The sequence below is a fragment of the Nonomuraea spiralis genome (assembly GCF_014648435.1).
Taxonomy (GTDB): Bacteria; Actinomycetota; Actinomycetes; order Streptosporangiales; family Streptosporangiaceae; genus Nonomuraea; species Nonomuraea spiralis.
The window spans coordinates 62417-85606 of record NZ_BMRC01000028.1; the positions used below are offsets into that span (position 1 = coordinate 62417).

26 protein-coding genes and 1 pseudogene are annotated in these 23190 nt (G+C 71.7%); 11 read left to right on the forward strand and 16 right to left on the reverse strand.

The window, feature by feature from the left end:
* The first annotated feature begins 45 nt into the window (after window positions 1-45).
* Window positions 46-447, forward strand: a complete 402-nt coding sequence (locus IEZ27_RS42815; protein ID WP_189652490.1) for an NUDIX hydrolase — start codon at window positions 46-48, stop codon at window positions 445-447.
* On the opposite strand, the gene IEZ27_RS42820 is transcribed toward IEZ27_RS42815, so the two are convergent.
* The gene (locus IEZ27_RS42820; protein ID WP_189652491.1) at window positions 431-3247 is read right to left on the reverse strand and encodes a sialidase family protein; all 2817 of its coding nucleotides are present in this window, start codon (window positions 3245-3247) and stop codon (window positions 431-433) included. The genes IEZ27_RS42815 and IEZ27_RS42820 overlap by 17 nt on opposite strands.
* A 449-nt stretch (window positions 3248-3696) precedes the next feature.
* Window positions 3697-4581, reverse strand: coding sequence for a CPBP family intramembrane glutamic endopeptidase (locus tag IEZ27_RS42825; RefSeq protein ID WP_189652492.1), 885 nt, complete (start codon window positions 4579-4581; stop codon window positions 3697-3699).
* A 223-nt stretch (window positions 4582-4804) separates the two neighbouring features.
* On the opposite strand from IEZ27_RS42825, the gene IEZ27_RS42830 reads away from it, so the two are divergent.
* A complete protein-coding gene (locus IEZ27_RS42830; protein ID WP_189652493.1) occupies window positions 4805-5500 on the forward strand; it encodes a hypothetical protein in 696 nt (231 codons plus the stop codon).
* Window positions 5497-6042, forward strand: coding sequence for a DUF6529 family protein (locus tag IEZ27_RS42835; protein ID WP_125636788.1), 546 nt, complete (start codon window positions 5497-5499; stop codon window positions 6040-6042). The genes IEZ27_RS42830 and IEZ27_RS42835 overlap by 4 nt, the downstream gene beginning before the upstream one ends.
* On the opposite strand, the gene IEZ27_RS42840 is transcribed toward IEZ27_RS42835, so the two are convergent.
* From IEZ27_RS42840 to IEZ27_RS42865, 6 genes are read right to left on the reverse strand one after another with little or no spacing between them, the layout of a single operon-like run.
* Complete coding sequence (locus IEZ27_RS42840; protein ID WP_189652494.1) at window positions 6032-6964, reverse strand: HpcH/HpaI aldolase/citrate lyase family protein; 933 nt, start codon at window positions 6962-6964, stop codon at window positions 6032-6034. The genes IEZ27_RS42835 and IEZ27_RS42840 overlap by 11 nt on opposite strands.
* 60 nt (window positions 6965-7024) lie before the next feature.
* Entirely contained in the window at window positions 7025-7627 is a 603-nt protein-coding gene (locus tag IEZ27_RS42845; protein WP_446686183.1) for a molybdopterin-dependent oxidoreductase, read from the reverse strand.
* Entirely contained in the window at window positions 7624-7893 is a 270-nt protein-coding gene (locus IEZ27_RS42850) for a DUF6510 family protein (protein ID WP_189652495.1), read from the reverse strand. The genes IEZ27_RS42845 and IEZ27_RS42850 overlap by 4 nt, the downstream gene beginning before the upstream one ends.
* A 10-nt stretch (window positions 7894-7903) precedes the next feature.
* Window positions 7904-8629, reverse strand: a complete 726-nt coding sequence (locus IEZ27_RS42855) for a ferredoxin reductase (protein ID WP_125636784.1) — start codon at window positions 8627-8629, stop codon at window positions 7904-7906.
* The gene (locus IEZ27_RS42860) at window positions 8599-9210 is read right to left on the reverse strand and encodes a molybdopterin-dependent oxidoreductase (RefSeq protein WP_189652496.1); all 612 of its coding nucleotides are present in this window, start codon (window positions 9208-9210) and stop codon (window positions 8599-8601) included. The genes IEZ27_RS42855 and IEZ27_RS42860 overlap by 31 nt, the downstream gene beginning before the upstream one ends.
* A gap of 55 nt (window positions 9211-9265) precedes the next feature.
* Complete coding sequence (locus IEZ27_RS42865; RefSeq protein ID WP_189652497.1) at window positions 9266-9907, reverse strand: hypothetical protein; 642 nt, start codon at window positions 9905-9907, stop codon at window positions 9266-9268.
* A 51-nt stretch (window positions 9908-9958) separates the two neighbouring features.
* On the opposite strand from IEZ27_RS42865, the gene IEZ27_RS42870 reads away from it, so the two are divergent.
* On the forward strand, window positions 9959-10327 hold the full coding sequence (locus IEZ27_RS42870) for a hypothetical protein (RefSeq protein WP_189652498.1): 369 nt from the start codon (window positions 9959-9961) through the stop codon (window positions 10325-10327).
* Between the two features lie 18 nt (window positions 10328-10345).
* Here IEZ27_RS42870 and IEZ27_RS42875 read toward each other — a convergent pair whose 3' ends face one another.
* Window positions 10346-11296: an EamA family transporter gene (locus IEZ27_RS42875; protein WP_189652499.1), complete on the reverse strand. Its 951-nt coding sequence runs from the start codon at window positions 11294-11296 to the stop codon at window positions 10346-10348.
* 98 nt (window positions 11297-11394) lie between these two features.
* Here IEZ27_RS42875 and IEZ27_RS42880 point away from each other — a divergent pair, with 98 nt between their 5' ends.
* Both IEZ27_RS42880 and IEZ27_RS42885 read left to right on the forward strand, forming a co-directional pair.
* Window positions 11395-12603 (forward strand): magnesium transporter MgtE N-terminal domain-containing protein, encoded by a 1209-nt coding sequence (locus tag IEZ27_RS42880; protein ID WP_229824840.1) that lies wholly within the window; start codon window positions 11395-11397, stop codon window positions 12601-12603.
* Window positions 12593-13060: a DUF1003 domain-containing protein gene (locus IEZ27_RS42885; protein WP_229824841.1), complete on the forward strand. Its 468-nt coding sequence runs from the start codon at window positions 12593-12595 to the stop codon at window positions 13058-13060. The genes IEZ27_RS42880 and IEZ27_RS42885 overlap by 11 nt, the downstream gene beginning before the upstream one ends.
* Here the strand turns inward: IEZ27_RS42885 and IEZ27_RS42890 are convergent.
* Window positions 13044-13505, reverse strand: coding sequence for a MarR family winged helix-turn-helix transcriptional regulator (locus IEZ27_RS42890; protein WP_189652502.1), 462 nt, complete (start codon window positions 13503-13505; stop codon window positions 13044-13046). The two genes, IEZ27_RS42885 and IEZ27_RS42890, sit on opposite strands and share 17 nt — an antisense overlap.
* Before the next feature lie 158 nt (window positions 13506-13663).
* Here IEZ27_RS42890 and IEZ27_RS42895 point away from each other — a divergent pair, with 158 nt between their 5' ends.
* Window positions 13664-14803, forward strand: coding sequence for an Mrp/NBP35 family ATP-binding protein (locus IEZ27_RS42895; protein WP_189652503.1), 1140 nt, complete (start codon window positions 13664-13666; stop codon window positions 14801-14803).
* Window positions 14804-14869: 66 nt separating this feature from the next.
* Here IEZ27_RS42895 and IEZ27_RS42900 read toward each other — a convergent pair whose 3' ends face one another.
* From IEZ27_RS42900 to sigE, 4 genes are all read right to left on the reverse strand, one after another.
* A complete protein-coding gene (locus tag IEZ27_RS42900; protein ID WP_125636776.1) occupies window positions 14870-15238 on the reverse strand; it encodes a sec-independent translocase in 369 nt (122 codons plus the stop codon).
* A 101-nt stretch (window positions 15239-15339) separates the two neighbouring features.
* Window positions 15340-17106 carry a trypsin-like peptidase domain-containing protein gene (locus IEZ27_RS42905; RefSeq protein ID WP_189652504.1) on the reverse strand — a complete coding sequence of 589 codons (1767 nt, stop codon included), beginning with the start codon at window positions 17104-17106 and terminating at the stop codon, window positions 15340-15342.
* Between the two features lie 157 nt (window positions 17107-17263).
* Window positions 17264-17785, reverse strand: a complete 522-nt coding sequence (locus tag IEZ27_RS42910) for an anti-sigma factor family protein (protein ID WP_189652505.1) — start codon at window positions 17783-17785, stop codon at window positions 17264-17266.
* Window position 17786: 1 nt separating this feature from the next.
* Window positions 17787-18419, reverse strand: coding sequence for an RNA polymerase sigma factor SigE (sigE, locus tag IEZ27_RS42915; RefSeq protein ID WP_125636773.1), 633 nt, complete (start codon window positions 18417-18419; stop codon window positions 17787-17789).
* Window positions 18420-18580: 161 nt separating this feature from the next.
* Here sigE and IEZ27_RS42920 point away from each other — a divergent pair, with 161 nt between their 5' ends.
* A complete protein-coding gene (locus IEZ27_RS42920) occupies window positions 18581-19219 on the forward strand; it encodes an O-methyltransferase (protein WP_125636772.1) in 639 nt (212 codons plus the stop codon).
* Here IEZ27_RS42920 and IEZ27_RS42925 read toward each other — a convergent pair.
* Both IEZ27_RS42925 and IEZ27_RS42930 read right to left on the reverse strand, forming a co-directional pair.
* Window positions 19203-20621: a leucyl aminopeptidase gene (locus IEZ27_RS42925; protein ID WP_189652506.1), complete on the reverse strand. Its 1419-nt coding sequence runs from the start codon at window positions 20619-20621 to the stop codon at window positions 19203-19205. The genes IEZ27_RS42920 and IEZ27_RS42925 overlap by 17 nt on opposite strands.
* Window positions 20622-20698: 77 nt before the next feature.
* Window positions 20699-20866: a DUF3117 domain-containing protein gene (locus IEZ27_RS42930; protein WP_020545024.1), complete on the reverse strand. Its 168-nt coding sequence runs from the start codon at window positions 20864-20866 to the stop codon at window positions 20699-20701.
* Window positions 20867-21025: 159 nt separating this feature from the next.
* On the opposite strand from IEZ27_RS42930, the gene IEZ27_RS42935 reads away from it, so the two are divergent.
* From IEZ27_RS42935 to IEZ27_RS55170, 3 genes and pseudogenes are all read left to right on the forward strand, one after another.
* On the forward strand, window positions 21026-21823 hold the full coding sequence (locus IEZ27_RS42935) for a PaaX family transcriptional regulator (RefSeq protein ID WP_229824842.1): 798 nt from the start codon (window positions 21026-21028) through the stop codon (window positions 21821-21823).
* An 11-nt stretch (window positions 21824-21834) separates the two neighbouring features.
* Window positions 21835-22596 carry an enoyl-CoA hydratase-related protein gene (locus IEZ27_RS42940; RefSeq protein ID WP_189652545.1) on the forward strand — a complete coding sequence of 254 codons (762 nt, stop codon included), beginning with the start codon at window positions 21835-21837 and terminating at the stop codon, window positions 22594-22596.
* A 171-nt stretch (window positions 22597-22767) separates the two neighbouring features.
* Window positions 22768-23190 (forward strand): annotated as a pseudogene (locus tag IEZ27_RS55170) (polysaccharide lyase family 8 super-sandwich domain-containing protein); the annotation flags it as partial.

A 23190-nucleotide genomic window follows, 5' to 3' on the forward strand; every position in this document is an offset into this window, starting at 1 on the left:
TCGCGTCAAGACCGGTATCCGTTATCCCGTCGTAATCTTGGCCATGTGCGCGTAAATTGTGTCGGCGCGATCATCTTCGACGCCTCTGACCGGCTCCTTCTCGTCCAGCGGGGCCATCCGCCAGGCATGGGCCTGTGGTCGCTCCCGGGCGGGCGGCTGGAGCCCGGCGAGAGCGACGCGGCGGGCCTGCGTCGGGAGATCCTGGAGGAGACCGGGCTGCGCGTCGAGGTGGGCCGCCTGGCGGGCACGGTGGAGCGTCCCGGGCCGGGCGGCGTCACGTACGTGATCCGCGACTATCTGGCGACCGTCACCGGCGGCGTGCCCGCCGCCGGTGACGACGCGGCCGACCTGCGCTGGTGCGCCACCGCCGAGCTGGCGCTCCTCCCGCTGACCGAGGGGCTGCTCGGCTGCCTGACGGAGTGGGGCGTGCTCACCGGTTCTCCGTGAGGCTGGAGGTCCACAGGATCAGGTGGTCGGTGTCGTACGTCGTGGACCGGCCGAGCGCCACCACCTCCGTGCCGCTGATGGCCACGGCCGTCAGCGCCTGCGTGCCGAGGCCCGAGAGCCGGTCCTTGGTCAGGGTCATGCGGGTCCACGACAGGCCGTCCTGCGAGACCCAGGCCGCGCTGTCGCCCTCGCCGGGGGTGCCGTGCCAGCCGACGGCCACCAGGCCCTGGTCGGCCGCGGCCAGGTCGTGCACGGCCGCCGCCTGGTCGGCGGGCAGCCACGCCGTCGTCCAGCTCTCGCCGTCGTCGTCGGACACGGCCGAGAAGGCGCGGCGCGAGCCGTTCGTCATGGCCGTGCCGATGGCGACGAGCTTGTCGTGGTACGTCGTGACCTGCCGCAGCCCGGCCGAGGTGGAGTCCGGCGGGGTGAGGCGTTTGCGGGCACTCCAGTTCACGCCGTCGTCGGAGAACCAGACCACGCTGCCCTCCCGGTCGGAGCTCCCCGAGCCGCCGACCGCGACGTAGCCGTCCGAGGTCGCGATCACGTCGTGGATCCGTACGCCCGAGCCGCCCTGGGGCAACTTCTTCGACCGGGTGAACTTGCGCAGGTCGGGCGTGAACCACATGGCGGCGGCCGCCGAGCCCGCCTGATCGCGGGACTCGCCGGCCAGCACGTACCCCTTCTTGCCCGCGGCGACCGCGTGGGTGTCCAGGAAGGGCTGGTCGCGGTCGCGGGCCAGGTCGCCGGAGACCGGCACGCGCCGCCAGGTCTCGCCGTCGCCGGAGGTGACGAGCAGGGGGTCGGTGACGGCCATGGTGGTCTGGGTGCTGCCGGCCGCCAGCCAGCCGCGTCCGCCGTGGGCGACGTCCTCCAGGATCTGCCTGCCGGGGCCGCCCAGGCTCATCGACTTCCAGCGTTGCCAGTTCTTGATCGTCCAGAGGCCGGCGTCGCCCGAGGCGGAGCCGACCGCGACGTACCTGCCGCCGTCGGCCGCCAGCCTGGTGGTCTCGCGCGAGACCCTGGTCAGGCCCTCGACCTGGCCGAGCTGGACGCGGGAGGCGTTGCCGCGCGGCGGCGCGCTCATCAGCACGAGCTGGTTGTCCACGTCGGAGGCCGCCCGGTCGCCGCCGGCGAACAGGGTGCCGCCGTCGGAGATCGTGAACCCGCGCAGCGTGGCGCCCGACAGGTCCCCGAGGTCGGCCCGTTTGGCCCAGCCGCGTCCGTCCGTGCTGGTCAGGACCGAGTACTTGCCGAGGGTGGCCTGGCTGATCGCGGCCACGCCGGACGGGTAGGAGATCAGCGACTCCACGCCGGGGCTCTCGCCGCTCAGGCCGCCGATGGAGCCGCACTGCGCCCACTGCGCCCCGGTGGGCGAGCAGTAGACCCGTACGTCGCCGGCGACCGTACGCTGCCTGGTGGGCACCAGGACGAACCGTTTGGGCAGCACGGCCACCGTGCCCGTACGCGGTTCGGCCTCGGGGAGCTGGAAGCCGGTCGCCTGCCAGCGGCGTCCGCCGTCGGCCGAGCGCAGCACCCGCGAGCCGGTCCCGTCGAGCGGGCGGCCGATGGCCACGACCGTGTCGCCCTGGGCGACGACCGCCCTGATCTCCTGGACGTCGAGCCCCTTGGTCTCCACGCGCTCCCAGGCGCGGCCGTCGGCCGAGTGCCAGGCCGCGGGGCCGGAGCCGCCCTCCCCCACCGCGGCGCCGACGGCGACGAAGCCCGACGCCGTCCTGGCGATGTCGTAGACCTGGTCGCCGGGGCGGAACGCGGCCATGCCGGTCGCGTCGACGGTCGTCCAGCTGGAGCCGTCGGTGCTGGTCCACAGGCCACGCTCGCCCGACAGGCCGTCGCCGCCGCTGGCCAGCCAGCGTCCGCCGCCGCCCACCACGCGCTGGACGGTGGGTGTGGAGGCGCCGCTCACCTGGCCGAGCTGCCAGTGCTTGCCGCCGTCGGACGAGAACAGGAAGAGCGGGCGCGGGGTCGGGCTGGTCGTGTCGCTGCCGACGGCGACCACCGCGCGGCCCACGGAGGCCATGTCGTTGAGCTTCTGGTTGGTGCCGACGCCCGCGGCGGGGACGGTGAACAGTTCGTCCCCCGAACGGCCGGTGCCCGCCTCCAGGCGCAGGCCGGTGGGGTCGGCGCCGTTCCACCGCCACACGACGAGCACGCCGGTGGTCACGAGGAGCGCCAGGGCCATGGTGAGGGCGATCGGGGTGATCCTGCTGCCGCGCCGTACGGGGCTGGACCTGCGTACGGCGGCGGGGGCCGGGCCTCTGTGGTGGCGGCCGCCGGAGCCGGCGTTACGCGGCGGGCCCGTCGCGACCAGCAGGTCGGGTCTCGTGGGACGTCCGCCGGGAGGACGTCCGACCCGCCGGACCTCGGGATCCTCCTGCTCGCCCTCGTCCCACTCGGGGACCTCGGAGGTCTCTGGGGTCTTTGGGGTCTTTGGGGTCTTTGGGGTCTTTGGGGTCTTTGGAGGCTCGGCGGTCTCCGGCTCTTCCGCGGCCTCGTCGGCGGGGATCGGGAGGTGGTACGGGGGCTCATGTAAGGGCTGGGCGGGGGCCGTCGCGTCCTGCGGCCCCTCAGGAGCATCCTGGGGGCCTTCGGCGGGAGGGGGTGCGGGCGGCTCCGGGCGGGGTGGGCCGCCGGCCACGAGCTTGTCGGGGCGGTTGACGACGCGCCTGGGGCGGCGGCGGGGCTCGGTCTCCGGCTCGGCCGTCGGCGAGCTGTACGGCCTGCGCCCCTTGGGCGGTTCCTGGGGTGACTCCTCCGGGATCGGGGACGCGAACGGCGGCATGCCCCAAGGGGAGGTCAGGGGTAAGCCCCGGGCCCGATCGTCCGTGGGACCGGGCGGGGAGTGGCGGATCCTGGGCTCCTCGGCAGAGGGAGGCTCCGAGGCGTCCTCAGGACGCGGGTCGTCGTCGTCCGGCGCTCGCCGTGGCGGATCGCTGGGGCCGGAGGCCACGCGCCGCACCTCCTAGTCGAACTCGTCGTACAGGTGGAACTCGTCGAATCGGACTGGTCAACCCGGGTTGCGCGGAAGAGCGGAAGAACGGTGAGCGGACGGTCGCACATTGCGGACCGTTCCACAGATCTTGTCCCACTTTATGCGCCTATTTTGTACCCCGTCCCAGCAAAACGATCACCTCCGTGACGCCCTCGCCTGTCCCACAGGAACCAGACCAACATGCCAAAGCCGGATTGGCGAGACCTCTCTAGCGAGATTTCCCGCACCCCTCGCCTGATTTATCCAGAAATAGTGCTTACTGACCGCTTTTTGGATAGATACAAGACACCAATCGCATACACCCCGAGCTGCACGACCGTCCCCGACAACGCCTGCCACGGGATCGGCGTCTTGCCCTGGTCCAGGGCGTCCTCCAGGCTGCCCGAGGCCGCGCTGAGCCCGAAGGCCAGCATGTTGTTCATGACGTGCAGGGCGATCGGCGCCTCCAGCCCCCCGGTCCGTACGGCCAGCCACCCCATGACGGCGCCGAACGCGAACACGTCGAGCAGCCCCACCCACGAGTAGCCGTGCAGGGACGCGAACAGCAGGGACCCGATGAGGATCGCCCACACCGGATTGCGCACGTGCACGCCGACCGCCTGGACGAACCATCCCCGGAAGATGTACTCCTCGGTCGCCGCCTGGAACGGCACCAGCAACACGATCACCAGCAGGGCGGGCAGGAACCGCGGCCAGCCGACCCACCCGAACAGGTCGGAGTACTCCTCGCCGGACATCGACAGGGCGGCGACCTGCGCGATCTGGCCCAGCAGCAGCGCGAGCACGGCCAGTCCGGCGCAGCGCAGCAACCACGGCCAGCGCAGCCGTCCCGCCACCGACGACAACGTGCCGGGCCTGCGGTGCTGGACGAGCGCGGCCGTACCGAAGACAAGGGGCAGCACGGCCGCGATCGACAGCAGCACCATGACCAGCCCGAACACCGGGTCGCCGAAGATCTGCGCGGGGTCGGACGGCGCGGGCAGGCCGAGGATCAGCTCGACCGCCTTGCCCACGAGCAGCACACCCGTGCCGATGACGAAGAACCCGAGGCCGACGATGATCGTCCCGACGATGGCCCGCCACGGCTCGTTCGCCGGAGTACGGGCGAGATGGTCGAAACGCACCCCATGCGGCGTCGGCAGGAACCAGGACCGTCGCTGCGGCACGGGCGGCGGCGCGTAAGGATAGACGGGCGGCCCGGGCGGCTGGCTGCCATATGGCGGATTCGGTCCAGGGTTCTCCTGCATCCATACATTCTGTCTGCCGGGTGAGCATAAGTTCACAGACGGCCCACCTCTTTGGGCGGATGCTCGGATTCGTACGGGATTCCGACCCTGGGAGCAGTCCATGTCAAGGCTGGGACCTTTCATCACCCTGGCGGCGGGCGCAGTCCTCGCCGCGGGGCTGGGTGTCGCCAGCGTCACCGCGACACCCGCGCCCAAGACCGCGGCCGGTACGACCGCCGCGGTCCCGGCCCCCGAGGAGCCCTCGGCGGCGGAGACCACCGCCACCGCGTCCCCCACTCCGGACAAGACCGAGGCCACGACGATCCCCAAGGCCGACTACGGCGGGTACGTCAAAGGCAACGGCGGCCTGATAGCGATCTCCGTCCGCGACGGCAAGGCCGTCGGCTACTTCTGCGACGGGAAGACCGAAGCCTGGTTCAAGGGCGGCGAGGCCGGCGGCAAGGTCGTGCTGAAGGGCCTCGGCACGGCCCGCGCGACGGCCACGCTCGGCGACGGACGGGCCAGGGGCTGGTTGTCCGTCGGCGGCGGGAAGTGGCGCTTCACGGCCCCCGCGGTGGTCCGGCCGTCCGGCCTCTACCGGGCGACCGCGCTGGTCAGGGGCGCGAAGCTGCGGGCCGGCTGGATCCGCGTCCCGCGCCCGGGAGGCGGCTACGACCAGGTCGGCGCCGCGTTCGTGGGCCAGGACCAGGTGCCGATCCCCAAGCTGGACGACGAGCGCCCGGACACCCCGGTCACCGTCGCCGGCACCGCGGTCTCCCCCAAGGACGTCGACGCCTTCATCGAGGAGATGCGATGACCACCCTCCAGCAACCGTCCCGTGGGACGGCGACAGTTCTCCTGCTCCCGCTGCTGGCCGGCGGCCTGGCGGCGCTGGCGCTCGGCGTCTACGGCCGGGCGCACACGCCCACGGGGTTCGCGGTCGGCCCGGCCGGGTTCTCCGCCGCGCTGCCGATGAAGGCGTGGCTGACGACGGGCGCGTTCGTGCTGGCGATCGTCCAGGTGGTCTCGGCGTTGTCGATGTGGGGCAGGCTCGGCGTCGAGATCCCGGACGGCGTGCACCGGTGGTCCGGGCGGCTGGCGTTCCTGCTCACGATCCCCGTCGCCTTCCACTGTCTGTACGCCCTGGGCCTGCAGTACGACGTGCCGCGCGTGCTGGCCCACTCGCTGCTCGGCTGTTTCTTCTACGGCGTGTTCACCGCGAAGATGCTGGCGCTGCCCAAGCGCGACGCGCCGGGCTGGACGCTGCCCGTGCTCGGCGGGCTGGCGTTCACGGCGCTGGTCGGGCTCTGGCTGACCTCGTCGTTCTGGTTCTTCACGGTGGTGGGCGTCAAGGTGTGAAGGACGTCGTCCTGGACAGACCGGCCGCCCTGCCCTTGGCGGCCACGACGAGCGCCATCTTTCGGGAGGCCTCGTCGATCATCTCGTCGCCCAGCATGACCGCGCCGCGCCGTTCGACGGTGGTGTAGTGCTCGTACGCCTCCAGGATCAGCTCGGCGTGGTCGTAGTCCTCCTGGGTGGGCGAGAACACCTCGTTGGCCGCCTCGACCTGCAGCGGGTGCAGCACCCACTTGCCGTCGAACCCGAGCGCTGCGGCCCGGCGGGCGACCCGCCGGTAGCCTTCGACGTCCTTGATCTGGAGGTAGGGGCCGTCGATCACCTGAAGGTCGTGCATCCGGGCGGCCATCAGCAGGCGCATGAGGATGTAGTGGTAGGCGTCGCCCTCGACGTAGCCGGGCGGCTGTTCGCCGACGACGAGGGTACGCATGTTGATCGAGGCCATGAAGTCGGCCGGCCCGAACACCAGGGTCTCCAGCCGCCTCGACGACCCGGCGATGGCGTCGACGTTGACCAGGCCGCGGGCGTTCTCGATCTGCGCCTCGATGCCGATGCGGCCGATCTCGTAGCCCATGGCCTTCTCGATCTGGGTCAGCAGGGTGTCGAGCCAGATGACCTCGGTGGGGTCCTGCACCTTGGGCAGGATCAGGCAGTCGAGGAACTCCCCCGCGCCCTCCACGACCTCGATCACGTCCCGGTACGTCCACATCGTGGTGAGGTCGTTGACCCGGACCGCCCGGGTCCTGCCGGTCCAGTCGCCCTCGCGCAGCGCGGCCACGACGTTCTTGCGGGCCTCGTCCTTGGCCAGGGGCGCGACGGAGTCCTCAAGGTCGAGGAAGACCTCGTCGGCGGGCAGTGTCTGGGCCTTCTCCAGGAAACGCGGGTTGCTGCCCGGCACGGAGAGCACGGAACGACGTGAGCGCATGCGCCCACGCTAACGGCCCGCCCCGCCGCCGCGGCAGCCGTCCCCCGTCTATGGGGGCGATCAGCTGTTCCAGTACCGCTGCTCGCGCCACGGGTCGCCGTGGTTGTGGTACCCGGCCCGTTCCCAGAAGCCGGGCCGGTCGCGGTCGAGCAGGCGCAGGCCCTTGACCCATTTGGCCGACTTCCAGAAGTACAGGTGCGGGACCAGCAGACGGGCCGGGCCGCCGTGTTCGGCGGGCAGCGGGTCGCCGTCGAAGGTGTGGACGATCCACGCCTTGCCGCCGCGCAGGTCCGCGAGCGGCAGGTTGGTCGTGTAACCCCCATGGCAGTACGCCTCCGCGTGCCCGGCGTCGGTGTCCACGTCGTCGAGCAGGACGTCGACCGACACGCCCTGCCAGTCGGTGTCGAACTTGGACCAGCCGGTCACGCAGTGGATGTCGGTGCGCGGGGCGCTCTGCGGCAGGTCCAGCAGCTCGCCCCAGGTCCAGGTACGTTCCCGGCCGGTCTCGGTGACCAGGGTGAACGTCCAGTCGCGGGTGTCCAGGCGCGGCGTCGGGCCCGCGGACAACACGGGGAACCCGGTCGTGAGGTACTGGCCGGGCGGCAGGCGGTCGTCGTGCCCGCCGCGGCCCGTGAACCCCTTCGAGACGACGGGCACGGTCACCGCCCTACCTGGACGGGCGTCTCCAGCAGGCGCAGGCCCGGCATCGTGCCCATCATCCGGCCCGGCGCCTCCACGAGGGTCATGAGCACGTTGTCGCAGTTCGGGCAGCGCAGCACGGTGCCCGGGGCGGGGCCGTACACGGTGGCCTCGGCCAGCGGGCCGTTCATGCCGCACTGCGCGCAGACGCCCTGGGCCGCCGTCATGTCCCTGCCGAAGAACTGGGCCAGCGGGCCCGCCGCGGCGTTGCCGTCCACGGGGTGGTGCATGGTGTCTCTCCTAGCCGTACCGCTCGGTGCGGATGTCGGTGGGCGGGTAGCCCAGGGCGGTGAGTATCTGGGCGACGTGCTCGACGAACGCGGTGGGCCCGCAGACGTAGGCCAGCGGCTCGTGGGCGGGCGGCCAGGCCAGCCGGGCCAGTTGCGAGCGGTCGATGCGGCCCACGGGTTCGGGCCAGTCGGTCGGGGCCGAGCGGGTGTAGACGAAGGTCACCTCGCCGTCGGCGGCCTCCAGCTCGTCCCGGTAGACGACCTGGCCCGGGTCGCGCGCGGAGTAGAGCAGGCGTACCGGGGTGCCGTCACCGAGCCGGGCGCGGTGGCGCAGCATCGACCGCAGCGGTACGACACCCGATCCGCCCGCGACCAGCAGCAACGGCCGCCGTTCCGGAGTCGGCTCCCACACGAAGTAGCCGCCGATCGGGCCGCGCACCTCCACCTGGTCGCCCGGCCCGGCCACGTCCACCAGGTACGGCGACACCTCGCCGCCCTCCACCCTGGCCACGGTGAGCGCGGGCCGCTCGCCGGGCGCGCCGGCCAGCGAGTACGCCCTGGTCGCCTGGTAGCCGTCGTCGGCCGTCAGCCGCACGTCCACATGCTGGCCGGCGCGGTGTCCCGGCCAGCCGGGCACGTCGAGCAGCAGCGTACGCGTCTGGTCGGTCTCGGGGACGACCTCGGCGATCGTGGCCGGCTGCCAGGTCAGTCGTCGTAGTACCGCTGTTCCCGCCATGGGTCCCCGAAGTTGTGATAGCCGGACCGCTCCCAGAAGCCGGGGCGGTCCTCGTCCATGAGCCACAGCTCGTGGATCCACTTGGCGCTCTTCCACAGGTAGTGGGCCGGCACGAGCATCCGTACCGGGCCGCCGTGCTCGGGCGGGATCGGCGCGCCCTCGTAGGCGTAGACCAGCCACGCCTTGCCGTCCACGATCTCCGGGACCGGCAGGTTGGTGGCGTAACCGCCGTAGCTGACGGCCAGCGCGTAACCGGCGGCCCGGTCGGCCCCGGTCAGCAGCCGGTCCAGCGACACGCCCGTCCAGGTGGTGTCGAGCTTGCTCCAGTGGGTGACGCAGTGGATGTCCACGGTGATGTGCTCGGCGGGCAGCGACAGCAGGTCGGGCCACGTCCAGGTGGGCTCCCCCGCGCCGCCCCTGACGGTGAACGACCACCGCTCGGTCCGGATGTGCTGCGTCGCTCCCGCGGTGAGCACCGGGAACCCCTCCGCCAGGTACTGCCCCGGCGGCACCCGCCCGGCCAGCTCGGGCCGCGGACGCCGGAAGTGCTTGCCGGCGAACCCGCGCGAGACGATCCCCATGAACCCGGTTCTCCCCGGCACGGCACCCGGCGGACACCAGAAAAGGGCAAAGTGTTCAGCCGGTGAATCCGTGGGCGTACAGGCGGGCGATCAGGCCGTCGATGCCGCACGGCTGGTTCCAGCCGGGCGAGGAGAAGATCTCGTCCTTGCCTCCGACGGCCCGGCCTCCCGGGTCGTCGGTCACCTCGTGCAGGATCACGCCCTGCGGCGGCGTGGAGTGGACGACCGGACGTCCCTCGACGACCGTGCCGGACGGTCTGGCGTCGTTCATGAACAGCAGCACCCGGGTGCCCGCGGGCACGGCACGGGCGAAGTCGGCCACGCTGTGGACGGGCGTGCCCTCGTCGTCCAGCGCCGCTCCCTGGTAGAAGGCGACGTCCACGACGTCCGTGGCGGCGCCCTTGAGCCGTTTCCCGACCTGGGTGCGCATGAGGACGTACCGGGTACGGTCCCCCGGGATGCCCTCCTCGACCACGGGCCCGGCGATCCAGCCCGTCACGTGGCCGGTGACGACGGTCTTCACCTTCCCGGCGAGCGCCTCGGGCGACGGGGAGGCGGGGTAGTCGTACACGACCTGCCGCAGGACGCGCGTGTCCAGCGGGCCCGTACGGGCGGAGCTCGCGCACGCGGGCGGCGGCTCGGGTCCGGCGACGCCGCACCCCGCGACGAGGACGAGCAGAAGGATGATCGACCGCATACCGGTGAAACGCGCGCGGGCCCCGAGCGGTTCGAGGGTTACAGTCTGATCGTGAGTGACGACAACGCGGCCATCGAGGAGGGCGCCAAGAAGTCCGGCATCCTCTGGCTCACCCTCGACCGCCCGCGCCTGGCCTGGCACGCCTGGCACGACGGCGCGATCTACCTCGTGACCGGCGGCGGCGAGCAACACCTGCCGGGGCTCGACGCGCTCGACCGGGTGCACGTGACGCTGCGCAGCAAGGACAACGGCGCGCGGCTGGTGGAGTTCGACGCCGCGGTCTCGGTCGTCGACCAGGCCGCCGCGCCCGACGCCGTCGCGGTGCTGGCCAAGGAGCGGCTGAACGCCCCCGACAGCGAGCACCTCACCCGGCGCTGGGCCGACGACTCGACCGTCCTGCGCCTCACCCCGGAGCGCTGACCTCCGGGACGAGCGGGCTCACACCTGGGCGGTGACCTCGACGGGCCGGTCCGGGACGGGCTGAGGCCGGCCGCCCGCGGTGGCGGTCTGGGCGAGCAGCGCGCCGCCGAGCACGATCAGCCCGCCGACGATCTGGAACGCCCCCAGCCTCTCGCCGATCAGCGCCCACGCGACCACCGCGCCGCCGATGACCTCCAGCGAGGCGACCGTCGCCCCCACCGCCGCCGACAGCCGCTTCAGCATGTTCATGCTCAGGATGTACGCCAGCGCGGTCGCCACCAGCACCAGCCACAGGTACGCCCCCAGCACCGGCAACGTCGTGCCGCCCTGCGGGGCCACGGAACGGGTGAAGGCGTCCCAGGGGATGTCCCAGGGCCGCGCGAACGGGATCAGCACGACGGCCGAGCCGACCATCCCCCAGGCGACCAGGCCGAGCAGGTCGATGTCCGGGCCGAGGCTGTCGCCCATCAGGAAGTACCCGGCGCAGCACGCCCCGGCCAGCAGCCCGAGCATCAGGCCGAGCGCGTCCAGCCGCATGCCCTGCCACGCCTCGACGACGATCGCGAGGCCGGCGAACGCGACCACCGCGCCGACGTACGCGGCCCTGGCCAGGCGTACCTTGCGGACGAACCGGACCCAGGCCACCACCATCACCGGCGCCATGAACTCCAGCAGCAGCGCGATCCCCACCGGCAGCCGGGTGATCGCGACGAAGTAGAGCGACTGCACACCCGCGACGGCCATCACCGTGTACAACCCCAGGAACGGCAGCCGGGCGCGCGGGATGTACAGCGCCCGGGGTCTCACCACCGCCAGCACCGCGACCAGCAGCAGCCCGGCGCCCGCCATCCGCGTCCAGACGGCCTCGATCGGCGCCAGCCCGGCCGCGATGAGGTACTTGGCCATCGGCCCGGAGAACGCGAAACAACACGACGACACGAATGCCAGTGCGAGCCCCGTCAACCTCATCGCTACCCCTACAGACCAGTAATCAGCGTTTAACGCGTTTGATACTGACATGCCAGGCATCCGGGGCGCAACGGCGTCTCACTGTTAGCCTGACCAACGTGAAGATCTTCGTGGCCCGGCTGGCGGGGACCCCCGTCTTCGACCCCACGGGCGATCAGATCGGCCGGGTCAGGGACGTCGTGGTGGGCCTGCGCATCACCGGGAATCCGCAGGTGCACGGGATGGTCGTCGAGGTGCAGCCGCGCCGCCGGGTGTTCCTCCCGATCACCCGCGTACGCCGCATCGAGGCGGGCGCCCTCGTGTTCACCGGACGGCTCAACATGCGCCGGTTCGAACAGCGCGCCACGGAGACGCTGGTGATCGGCGAGGTGCTCGACCTGTCCGTACGGGTCGGCGACGAGCCCATGACGGTCTACGACGTCGCCATGGAGGAGAGCCTGCCCTCCCGGTGGGAGATCACCAAGGTCGCGCTCTTCAAGGGCCGCCGACGCGAGCCCAGGACGGTGGACTGGGGCGAGGTGTCCGGGTTCGACACCCTGCAGAAGGACCAGGGCGCGGCCGGCCTGATCGCCGCGTTCGAGTCGCTGCGCGCCGCCGACGTGGCCAGCGCGCTGCACGAGCTGCCCAGCAAGCGCCGCATCGAGATCGCCCGCGAGCTCACCGACGACCGCCTGGCCGACGTGCTCGAAGAGCTGCCGCTCGACGACCAGATCGGCATCCTCGGCACCCTCGAACCCGAGCGGGCCGCCGACGTCCTGGAGGAGATGAGCCCCGACGACGCCGCCGACCTGCTGCACGACCTGCCCGAGGAGCAGGCGGCCAGGCTGCTGGCGCTCATGGAGCCCGGCGAGGCGGCCCCGGTGCGGCGGCTGCTGACCTACGCCGACGACACCGCGGGCGGCGTGATGACCAGCGAGCCCGTCATCCTGCCGCCCAACGCGACGGTGGCCGAGGCGCTGGCCCACATCAGGCAGCAGGACCTGCCGCCCGCCGTCGCCGCCCAGGTCTACGTGACCAGGCCGCCCACCGAGACGCCGACGGGCACGTACCTGGGGGTCTCGCACTTCCAGCGGTTGCTGCGCGAGCCGCCCTCGACGCTGCTCGGCCGCGTGCTCGACCCCTCGCTCGACCCGATCAGGCCCGACTTCACCCTTCGCCAGGTCCACGCCTTCCTGGCCAACTACAACCTGGTCGCCGCGCCGGTCGTGGACGAACTGGGCAGACTGGTCGGGGCGGTGACCGTCGACGACGTGCTCGACCACCTGCTTCCCGATGACTGGCGTGAGGGGGACGACCGTGACCACTGAACGACTCGACCAGCCGCGGGCGCTGCGCCGCTCGCTGCGTCCGCACTACGACCCCGAGGCGTTCGGCCGCCTGTCCGAGCGCATCGCCCGCTTCCTCGGCACGGCCCGCTTCATCGTCTACATGACGGTGTTCGTGGCGATCTGGGTGATCTGGAACGTCGCCGCGCCCCCGGCGCTGAAATGGGACCCGTACCCGTTCATCTTCCTCACGCTGATGTTGTCGTTGCAGGCCAGCTACGCCGCGCCGCTCATCCTGCTGGCCCAGAACCGCCAGGACGACAGAGACCGCATCCAGTACGAACAGGACCGCGAGACCGCCGACCGCAACCAGGCCGAGATCGAATACCTCACCCGCGAGATCGCCGGCCTGCGCCTGGCCCTGAACGAGGTCGCCACCCGCGACTACCTGCGCGCCGAGCTCAACCGGCTGCTGGAGGAGCTCAACAAACGTCAGTGACGTCGAGCCTGGCCAGCAACGCCCGCACCTCGCCGATGTCGCCGGCGCCCAGCAGGTCGAGGAACTGGCTCTTGACCCCGCGCAGGTAGGTGGGCGTGGCCTCGGCCAGCCGCTCGGCCCCCGGCTCCGTCAGCACCGCGAACAGCCCGCGGGCGTCATCTGAGCACGCCTCCCGCCCGACCAGCCCGTGGCGCTGCAACCGGTCGATCAGCCTGGTCAGCCCGCTGCGGGAGAGCAGCACGCGGTCGGCCAGGTCGTTCATGCGCAGCCGCCGCCCCGGCGCCTCGGCGAGCCGCGCCAGCACCTCGTACGAGGCCAGCGGCAGGTCGTGGGCCACGAGCAGTTCGGTCTCCAGGCGGCGGGCGATGCGGACCTGGGCCCGCTGCAACGTCCGCCAGACCGCCAGCTCCTCGGCGGTGAGCCCCTCGTCGCGCAGAAGAGTCACGCAGTAACCTTAGACGTTGTTGCACAGACACCTAACAGCGCGGATTAACTCAGCGGCTCCCCTGGTTCATACCATGGAGGGGCATCCTCACTGGCTTTCAGCGCCTGTCACACATAGACGACTAAGGAGGGACGGCACTCCCTCGTGCCGAGACTTCGATGGCACCAACCCAGGAACAGGTGACGGCCGCCCTCGCCACCGTCATCGACCCCGAGATCCGCCGCCCGATCACCGATCTCGACATGGTCAAGAACATCGAGATCGCCCCGGACGGCGCGGTGCGCGTGGGCGTCTATCTCACGGTGTCGGGCTGCCCGATGAAGGACACCATCACCCGCGACGTGAAGACGGCGGTCGCCAAGGTCGGCGGCGTGACGGACGTCCAGGTCGAGCTCGACGTGATGAGCACCGAGCAGCGCAAGACCCTCCAGACCAAGCTGAGGGGCAACCGCGGCCCGGAGAAGGAGATCCCCTTCAACCAGCCCGGCTCGCTGACCCGCGTCTTCGCCGTCGCGAGCGGCAAGGGCGGCGTGGGCAAGTCGTCGGTGACCGTCAACCTGGCCGCCGCCATGGCCTCCAGCGGCCTCAAGGTCGGCATCGTCGACGCCGACATCTACGGTCACAGCATTCCTCGCATGCTGGGCGCCGCCGAGCGTCCCACCAAGGTCGAGGACATGATCATGCCGCCCTCGGCGCATGACATCAAGGTCATCTCGGTCGGCATGTTCAAGCCCGAGGGCAACACGCCGGTCGTCTGGCGCGGGCCGATGCTCGACCGGGCGCTCCACCAGTTCCTGGCCGACGTCTACTGGGGCGACCTCGACGTCCTGCTGCTCGACCTGCCCCCGGGCACCGGCGACATCGCCATCTCGGTGGCCCAGCGGCTCCCGTCGGCGGAGATCCTGGTCGTGACCACGCCCCAGCAGGCCGCCGCCGAGGTGGCCGAGCGGGCCGGTTCGATCGCCGCCCAGACCCACCAGCAGATCGCCGGCGTGATCGAGAACATGTCCTGGCTGCCCTGTCCCCACTGCGACGAGCGCGTCGCCGTGTTCGGCGAGGGCGGCGGCCAGACCGTCGCCGACGCCCTGACCCGTACGCTGGGCGCCCGCGTCCCGCTGCTCGGCCAGGTGCCGATCGACCTGCGTCTGCGCGAGGGCGGCGACGAGGGCAAGCCGCTGGTGCTGACCGACCCCGACTCGCCCGCCGCCGCGGAGCTGCGGAAGATCGCCGCGGGTCTGAGCAAGCGCTCCTCCAGCCTCAAGGGCATGCAGCTCGGCCTCGCGCCCAACCGCTCCTGACCCCTGACGCCGAACGGGCCCGCTCAAGCAAAGCTGAGCGGGCCCGTTTCGCGTCTGCAGGGCGGATCAGGTGGCCTCGGAGTCGTAGGGGGGCAACTCCCCATAGGCCAGCTCCACCGGCGGCTCAGGCGCGTCGTAGGACGACCCCACGGCGGCCGGCTCCAGGTCCTTCGGCCGGCCGTTCCAGTCGTCCTCGATGTCGTCGAGCAGGTGCTTGCGCACGAAGTTCTTCGGGTTGAGGTCGGCGGGGTCGAAGTTCTGGAACTCCGGCCCGAGGCCCGCCCGCAGGTCGTCGCGCGCGTTGTTGGCCATACGCCGCAGGTTGCGCAGGGTCTTGCCCGCCTGCGAGGCGGCCTGCGGCAACTTGTCAGGACCGAAGACCAGGAGCGCGATGACGATCAGCGCTCCGACCTCCATCCACCCGAGTCCGAACACCGTACGCTCCTACCCGCAGTCCACAATCCTCTCCACAGACTAAAGGCTCCAGCCCGTGGCTGAACCGTCTCCCCTGGGTCATATCACTCAGGAGAGATCTCTCAGGACGGAGTGGGCGCGGGCTGCTCGTCGGCGACGATGGTCAGGGTGGCGGTGCGTTCCTGGCCGGCGCGCTGGTACTTGACCGTGAGCTTGGCACCCGGGGCCTTGCTGCGGATCAGGGCGATCAGCTCGTTGCCGTCCTGCAGCGTCAGGCCGTCGACCTCGATGATGACGTCGCCCGCCTTCAGACCGGCCTTGTCGGCGGGGCCGTTGGCGTCCACCGGCTGGCGGCCCTCGGCGGGCTCGGACGCGATGCGCACACCCTGTCCCTTGTAGTCCTTGTCCAGCACGATGCCGATCTTGGGACGCTTGGCCTTGCCCGTGGTGATCAGTTCCTCGGCCACGCGGCGCGTCTGGTTCACCGGGATCGCGAAGCCGAGGCCGATGCTGCCGCTCTGGCTGCCCACCGAACGGCTCAGGGTGGCGATGGCCGAGTTGACCCCGACGACCTCGCCCCTGCCGTTCACCAGCGGGCCGCCGGAGTTGCCGGGGTTGATGGCGGCGTCGGTCTGGATGGCGCTGATGTACGCCGGCTCCTCGGTGGCCGCGCCTGTCTCGTCGCCGGCGATGACCGGACGGTTGAGCGAGCTGACGATGCCGGTGGTCACCGTACCGGTCAGGCCGAGCGGCGAGCCGATGGCGATCACCGGGTCGCCCACCACGACCTGGTCGGAGTTGCCGAGGGTGATCTCGGGCGTGCCGAAGGTCTCCTCGGGCTTGACCACGGCCAGGTCGGAGCCCGGGTCGCGGCCGACGATGCGGGCGGCGGTGGTCTTGCGGTTGTTGAACATGATCCGGATCTCGCCGCCCTTGGCGGCCATGGCGACCACGTGGTTGTTGGTCACCACGTAGCCGTTCTTGATCAGGAATCCGGAGCCGGACGCGCCCTCGGTGTTGGCGCCGTTGCCGACCTCCAGCGAGACCACGCTGGGCAGCACCCGCGCGGCCACGCCGGCCACCGAGTCGGGCGCCCTGTTGGTCGCGCCCGTCGGAACGGGGCCGAGGCTGTAGGAGGGGTCGGTGCCGCTGCTGCCGGTGCGCGTGAGCAGGTACGTGCCGAGGCTGCCGAGCACGGAGGCGACCAGGGCGATGGCCACGGCGATCGCGATCAGGGCGCCGGTGTTGAGGCCGCGCCTGGGCAGCGTGCCCGCGCCGGGCGCGCCGGGCGGCGGTGGCGCCCAGCCCTGGCCCATGCCCATGGCCTGGCGCGGGGGCGGCGGCTGGTGCCCGCCGTAGGCCCCCATGAACGGCGGCGGCTGCGGCGGCCGTGGCCCGGTCTCCGCAGGCCCGAAGGACGGGCTCTCGTACGCCCGCGTGCCCCCTGGACTTTCGAAGAACGGCCCCTCGTAGGCCCGCGTGCCCCCGGGAGTCTCGAAGAACGGCCCCTCGCTCCCCCGCAAGGCGCCGGGGCTCTCGAAGGAGGGCCCCTCATAGGCCCGCGCGCCCCCCTGCGCCCCGGACGGCCCACCGCTCTCGTACGGCGACGGCGACGCCCCCTCGGAACGCCCCACCGGCTCGTACGGCGACGGGCCCGAGGGCTCGGAAGGACCCTGCGGCTGGTACGGCGGCGCGCCAGGCTCGGAGTGGCCCGGCTGCTCGGCGCGGCCGGACGGGTCGCCCCAGGACGCGCCGAACGAGGCGGGCGGGTCGGACCGCCGGTCCGCGTGCTCGCCCGACTCCTCGGCGGGCAGGAATTCCGGCCGCCCCTGTGGCTCGGGGAAGTCCGACGTTGTGCGTCCTTCTCCGGGGCGCGTCTCGTCGGTCATCTACGTCTCACCACTCCTTGCTCGGCCACCGCAATCTTCGCTCTTGCGGCATACGAGGGTCATAAAAGGCTTTGTTTGCGACAAATACCGAACCCAGATCGTATGCCCCTAGCATCGTCGACTACGCCAACCCGAGTATCCCAGGCGAATCCCAGGTTCAGGGCGTGGCGGTCGGCGGCGCGCTGGTGACCGGTGACTGCTGTACCCGCCAGAGCTCGACCGGCGGCGGGGTGTGGGCCCCCGTGCCCGAGACCGCGAAGAAGGTGCCGAGCGCCACGGCGGCGGACACCACGCCCACCGCGACGTACGCGCCGCGCCGCCTACCGCCCCGGCCAGGGCCCGAAGCCCCACCGGTGGCGTCCCTGCGCGGGCGGTTGTCCAGGGGCGCGATGCTGTGGGGCCCAGGAATGGGCACCCCCCCGAACGTACGGGAAGGGAAAGGGCGCTCCCTCGGCGGCAACGGACCACCCGGCTCCGCCATGCGCAGCAGCGACATGGTCAGATCGGCCGGCATCGCCGGGCCGTCGAGCGAACGCAGGCGCGACTTCAGCGCCCGCATCGACTCGACCTCTCGCCGGCAGTCAGCGCAGAAGGTCAGGTGGGCGAGCGCGCGATCGCGCTCGGTGTGGTTCAGCTCTCCGTCGACCAGCGCCGAAACACGTTCTCCAAGATGAGCCATATCAGACTTCCTCCCCACGGATCACGGTCGGGGGGAGTTGGGTAGTACGGGGGGCTCGGTGGTCGAGCGCCTCCCGCAACTGCGCCCGGCCACGGTGAATACGGCTTCGGACCGTACCCAGCTTGACGCCGAGCGTGGCCGCGATCTCCTCGTAAGACAGGCCCTCGATGTCACACAGCACGATCGCGGCCCTGAACTCGGGGGCGAGCGCGTCGAGGGCGGCTTGGATATCGGGCTCGAGGTGGGCGTCGTCGAACGCCTGCGCCGGCGACGGCTCACGGCCGCGCAGCCGCTCGGCGGCGTCGTCGGCCAGTCCCTCGAACCGGATGCGCTGCTTGCGCCGCGCCATGTCGAGGAACAGGTTCGTCGTGATCCGGTGCAGCCACCCCTCGAACGTGCCGGGGGTGTAGCTCGACAGCGACCTGAAGACCCGGACGAAGACCTCCTGCGTGAGGTCCTCGGCATCGTGGACATTGCCGGTAAGCCGGTACGCCAGCCGGTACACACGCGCGGAGTGAGTCCGCACCACTTCCTCCCATGTGGGAGGAGTCCAATCAGACGACACGGGAGTATCCGCCTGGTGGTCGCTTTCGTCCACCAGCACTCCTCTCTCTGGGACCACCGCTACCGCCATAGTGCCTGGTTTCGTCCCTTCGTGCGCACTGCCTGCCTTCCGGACCGGCAAAGCCCGTTTAAACCTGCAACGCCGTCGGCCCCTCCTGAGTTCCCGTGCAGGCGTGTCTCCCCTAGGCTGCGATCGGTGACCAATCGCACGAAAGTGGGGGGAGGAGGCCGATGACCAGTCCGGTGGAGGCCACTCTGGCCTATGCGGAGCAGTTCCATCACGAGGATGAGATCCTGCACGCGGCGCGTCAGCGCGGGCTGGAGATGGGTGCGGTGCCCATCCTTCCCGGGGGCGGGGCGGCGCTCAGTTTCATCGCCACCGTCGTCAACGCCAAGTCGGTCGTCGAGATCGGCACCGGCTGCGGCGTCTCGGGGTTGTGGCTGCTGCGCGGCATGCGCGGCGACGGCACGCTGACCAGCGTCGACGTCGAGCCCGAGCACCAGCGCCTGGCCCGGCACGCGTTCGCCGAGGCGGGTTTCTCCGGCGGGCGGGTGCGGCTGATCTCCGGCCGGGCGCTCGACGTGCTGCCCCGGCTGTCCGACGGCGGCTACGACATGGTCTTCGCCGACGGCGCGAAGCAGGAGTACGCCGACTACCTGGCCGAGGCGGTGCGCCTGCTGCGCGTGGGCGGCGTGGTGGCCTTCGACAACGCGCTGTGGCACGACCGGGTGGCCGACCCCGCGCAACGCGACCCCGACACGGTCTCGCTGCGCGAGCTGGGCAAGCTGGTGCAGGGCGACGACCGGCTGCGCTCAGTGCTCATGCCCCTGGGCGACGGCCTGCTGGCCGCCGTCAAGATCGCTCAGTAGCTCCGCGGGTCAGCCACTCCAGCAGCACGCGTACGCCGAATCCGGTCGCGCCCTTGGTCAGGACGCCCTCGTCGACCGTGCTGCGGCCGACCCCGGCGATGTCGAGGTGCGCCCACGGGCGCTTGCCCGCGAACTCCCGCAGGAACAGCGCCGCCGTGATCGAGCCCGCGCCGTAGCGGGAGCCGCTCTCGACGTTGGCCAGGTCGGCGATCGACGACTCCAGGGCGGGGGCGTAGTCGTCGATCAGCGGCATGCGCCAGAGCCGGTCGTCGCTGCTCTCGCCGGCCGCGACGAGCTCGGCGGCCAGGTCGTCCTCGGAGGCGTAGACGGCGCCGACGTTCCTGCCGAGCGCCACGGAGATGGCCCCGGTGAGGGTGGCGATGTCCACGACCGCGTCGGGGTCGAGCTCGGCGTCGGCGTAGGCCAGGGCGTCGGCCAGCACGAGCCGGCCCTCGGCGTCGGTGTTCAGCACCTCGACCGTACGGCCGCCGTAGTGCCTGATGACGTCGCTGGGACGCTGGGCGGTGCCGGACGGCATGTTCTCGGCGGCGGCGATCAGGCCCGTGACGCGTACGGGGGCGCCGAGTGCGGCCAGCGCGCGCAGGACGGCGATCACCACCGCGCCGCCCGCCATGTCGGTCTTCTGGGTCTTCATGTTCTCGGTCGGCTTGAGCGACAGGCCGCCCGAGTCGAACGTGATGCCCTTGCCCACCAGCACGACGTGCCGGTCGGCCGGTCCGTCGGGGGTGTAGGAGAGCTGGATGAGCCGGGGCGGCCGGGCCGAGCCACGCCCGACGGCCAGGATGCCGCCGAACCCTTCGGCCTGGAGCTGCTCCTCGTCCCACACCCGCACCGGCAGGCCCTGCTCGGCGGCCCGCTCGGCCAGCCAGGCGGGATGCTTGACCGAGGACGGCATGTTGGCCAGGTCGCGGGCCAGCGCGACGGCCCCGGCCACGACCTCGGCCCGCTTCACCTGCTCCTCGTCGGCGCCCGCGAGCACGATCGCCCGCACGCTCTTCCGACCCTCTTTGCCGATCTTGAAGGTGTACGCGGCCAGCAGCGCGGCCTCGGCGAACGCCGCGACGTCACCCTCAGGCGGGACCACGGTCAGCGTGTCGCGCCCCTTGGCCTTGCGCGCCAGCGCCGCGCCGGCCCTGCGCAGCGCCCGCGGCGAACCGTCGCCCACGCCGTAGAGGAACACGCGCCCGATCCCGTCAGCCCGTGCCACCGGGACCTCGACGATCTCGCCCGCCTCCCCCTTGGCCTCGTAGTGGGCCAGCAGGTCGGCGACCGGCAGGTGCAGCTCGACCGCGGGACTGAGGTCGGCGGTGTAGGGCACGGCCAGCAGCTCGGCACCTTCGGGGACCTCGGTGACCACAGAGGTGGTGGTCTCGATGGGCACGGCAATCCCTCCAAACGTCGGCGACCCTGGCGCCGGACTTACGCCAGGGTCGGAGGATCAGGTTGTCTCGGGAGCTCTCAGCCGACGACGTTCTTCAACGCCTCGCCGAGAGCCTTCGCCTCGTCGGCGGAAATCTCCACGACGAGCCGGCCGCCACCTTCGAGAGGGACCCGCATGACTATGCCGCGCCCTTCCTTGGTGACCTCGAGCGGACCATCGCCGGTCCGCGGCTTCATCGCCGCCATGCGTGCATCCCTTCCTGCCTTGGGCTCCCGCGGCCCGCGATTTCCGACCGCCCGAGGGGGTGGTCGGCGCATTCACGTCTTCTGTGATGTCCTATTCTCCCGCATCGAGAGCCCTCATGGGTAACGATCTCCTCCCAGAATGCGTTGTCGAGGCAGGCGATGGCGGCCAAACTGGACTTCGTGCACGCTCGCGCCGCTCTCTTCGATCTGTACGGAGACCACCTGCGTTCGCGCGGTGGACAGGCGACCGTGGCCGCGCTCGTACGGCTCATGAAGCCCCTGGAAATAGCGGCTCCCGCCGTCCGCACGGCGGTCTCGCGGATGGTCCGGCAGGGCTGGCTGCGCCCGCTGCGGCTCCCCCAGGGAGCCGGCTACGGCCTCACCCCGAAGTGTGTCAGGCGCCTTGATGAGGCAGCGCTGAGAATTTACCGATCAGGGACACTCGCCTGGCACGGCCGCTGGCACATGATCGTCTTCGAGCCGGTCAGGGAGCGCCAGCGCAGGGAGCGGATCAGGGCCGACCTCACCTTCCTCGGCTACGCCTGCCTGTCGGAGACGACGTGGATCGGGCCGCGTTCCTCCGCCGAGCTGGACAACCTGCTGGAGAGCGAGGACGTGCGGGCCGACCGGTTCGACGCGGCGCTGGAGGGCGACCCGCGCGAGCTGGTGGCGCGGGCCTGGGATCTGCGGGCCATCGGCGAGGCGTACGAGCACTGGCACACCGAAGCTGTCACGCTGATCAGCACGCTGCCCGAGGACGCGCCGCCCGACCGGGTGTTCGCGACCAGGAGCAGGCTCGTGCACGGTTGGCGCAACTTCCTGTTCCGCGATCCCGGGCTGCCGGCCGAGCTGCTGCCCGCGGGCTGGCCCGGCGAGAAGGCCCGCACGTTCTTCGAGCAGGAGGCCACCAGGCTGCTGCCCGCAGCCGCCGCGTTCGTCGACAGGGAGCTCATGTGATCCGCTACGACATGGCCGACGCCGTCGCCACCCTCACCCTCGACCGGCCCGAGTCGATGAACTCGCTCACGGCCGAACTCAAGGCCGCGCTGCTGAAGGCGGTGGGAAGGGCGGCGGCCGACCCCGAGGTCAGAGCGGTCCTGCTCACCGGCTCGGGCCGGGCCTTCTGCGCGGGCCAGGACCTGCGCGAGCACGCCGACAACCTGGCGGCGGGCCGCGGGCTGGCCAACACCGTGCGCGAGCACTACAACCCCGTCGTCGAGCTGATCGCGACCATGCCCAAGCCGGTCGTGGCGGCGGTCAACGGCGTCGCGGCCGGTGCGGGCGCGGCCCTGGCGTTCGCCTGCGACCTGCGGGTCGCCTCCGACCGGGCCAAGTTCGCGCTGGCGTTCGCGGGCATCGGCCTCGCGCCCGACTCCGGCGCGTCCTGGACGCTCCAGCGGCTGGTCGGCCGAGGCCGGGCCACCGAGCTGATGTTGCTCGGCGAGCCGCTCGACGCGCCCCGGGCGCTCGAACTCGGCCTGGTCACGCGCGTGGTCCCCGCCGACGACCTGCTGAAGACCGCCCACGAGCTGGCCGTACGCCTGGCCGCCGGTCCGACCGCGGCCTACGCCGCCACCAAACGCGCGCTGGCCCACGCCGCCACCCACTCGCTGGCCGACTCCCTCGCGCTGGAGGCCGACCTCCAGGACGCGTGCGTGGCCACCCAGGACCATCAGGACGCCACCCGCGCCTTCCTGGCCAAGGAACGGCCGGTGTTCCGGGGGCGTTGAGCGGCGTGCCGGACTTCGACGCGCTGCGCGCGACCGCGACGACGCTGCTCACGGGCGGCGGGTTCGACGACCCGGCTCGTGCCGCCCCGGTGCGCAGGCTGGGCGGGCGGGCCGCGTCCATGCTGACCGGCATGGCGCCCGGCGGGCTCTGGGACGACCCGCCGCCCGGACAACGCGTGGGCCGGCGGCGCGACGCTGGCGGGCCGGTACGGCGCCGCCTCCATGGAGGTGATCGGCGACGGCGTGCCGACGCGGGCCCGCAAGTCGTGGTTCTGCCTGGACGCGGCCGTGGTCGCCCTGGGCAGCGGCATCCGCGGCTCCGGCGGGCACGCCGTCGAGACCGTGCTGGAGAACCGGGCCACCGAGGCCGAGCCGTTCCTCGCCGACGGGTGGGCGCATCTGGAGGGGACCGGCGGTTACGTGTTCGAGGGCACGCCGCTGAGCCTCACGGAGAGGCGTACGGGCCGGTGGCACGACATCAACTCCGGGGACGACACCGGCGGCGCCCTGGAGCCCGTCTCACGGCCTTACGTGACGATCTGGTACGACCACGGCATCGACCCGGCCGACGCCGCGTACGCGTACGTGCTGCTG

Excerpts from the sequence above, each read along its gene's own strand:
- IEZ27_RS42840 (WP_189652494.1), bottom strand. The coding sequence starts at position 6,964 with ATGCGCTCACGTCGTTCCGTGCTCTCCGTGCCGGGCAGCAACCCGCGT.
- IEZ27_RS42905 (WP_189652504.1), bottom strand. The coding sequence starts at position 17,106 with ATGACCGACGAGACGCGCCCCGGAGAAGGACGCACAACGTCGGACTTC.
- IEZ27_RS42820 (WP_189652491.1), bottom strand. The coding sequence starts at position 3,247 with ATGCCGCCGTTCGCGTCCCCGATCCCGGAGGAGTCACCCCAGGAACCG.
- IEZ27_RS42865 (WP_189652497.1), bottom strand. The coding sequence starts at position 9,907 with ATGCGGTCGATCATCCTTCTGCTCGTCCTCGTCGCGGGGTGCGGCGTC.
- sigE (WP_125636773.1), bottom strand. The coding sequence starts at position 18,419 with ATGGCGGTAGCGGTGGTCCCAGAGAGAGGAGTGCTGGTGGACGAAAGC.
- IEZ27_RS42935 (WP_229824842.1), top strand. The coding sequence starts at position 21,026 with ATGGCGGCCAAACTGGACTTCGTGCACGCTCGCGCCGCTCTCTTCGAT.
- IEZ27_RS42940 (WP_189652545.1), top strand. The coding sequence starts at position 21,835 with ATGGCCGACGCCGTCGCCACCCTCACCCTCGACCGGCCCGAGTCGATG.
- IEZ27_RS42860 (WP_189652496.1), bottom strand. The coding sequence starts at position 9,210 with ATGGGGATCGTCTCGCGCGGGTTCGCCGGCAAGCACTTCCGGCGTCCG.
- IEZ27_RS42835 (WP_125636788.1), top strand. The coding sequence starts at position 5,497 with ATGACCACCCTCCAGCAACCGTCCCGTGGGACGGCGACAGTTCTCCTG.
- IEZ27_RS42930 (WP_020545024.1), bottom strand. The coding sequence starts at position 20,866 with ATGGCGGCGATGAAGCCGCGGACCGGCGATGGTCCGCTCGAGGTCACC.
- IEZ27_RS42850 (WP_189652495.1), bottom strand. The coding sequence starts at position 7,893 with ATGCACCACCCCGTGGACGGCAACGCCGCGGCGGGCCCGCTGGCCCAG.
- IEZ27_RS42855 (WP_125636784.1), bottom strand. The coding sequence starts at position 8,629 with ATGGCGGGAACAGCGGTACTACGACGACTGACCTGGCAGCCGGCCACG.
- IEZ27_RS42920 (WP_125636772.1), top strand. The coding sequence starts at position 18,581 with ATGACCAGTCCGGTGGAGGCCACTCTGGCCTATGCGGAGCAGTTCCAT.
- IEZ27_RS42895 (WP_189652503.1), top strand. The coding sequence starts at position 13,664 with ATGGCACCAACCCAGGAACAGGTGACGGCCGCCCTCGCCACCGTCATC.
- IEZ27_RS42830 (WP_189652493.1), top strand. The coding sequence starts at position 4,805 with ATGTCAAGGCTGGGACCTTTCATCACCCTGGCGGCGGGCGCAGTCCTC.
- IEZ27_RS42875 (WP_189652499.1), bottom strand. The coding sequence starts at position 11,296 with ATGAGGTTGACGGGGCTCGCACTGGCATTCGTGTCGTCGTGTTGTTTC.
- IEZ27_RS42910 (WP_189652505.1), bottom strand. The coding sequence starts at position 17,785 with ATGGCTCATCTTGGAGAACGTGTTTCGGCGCTGGTCGACGGAGAGCTG.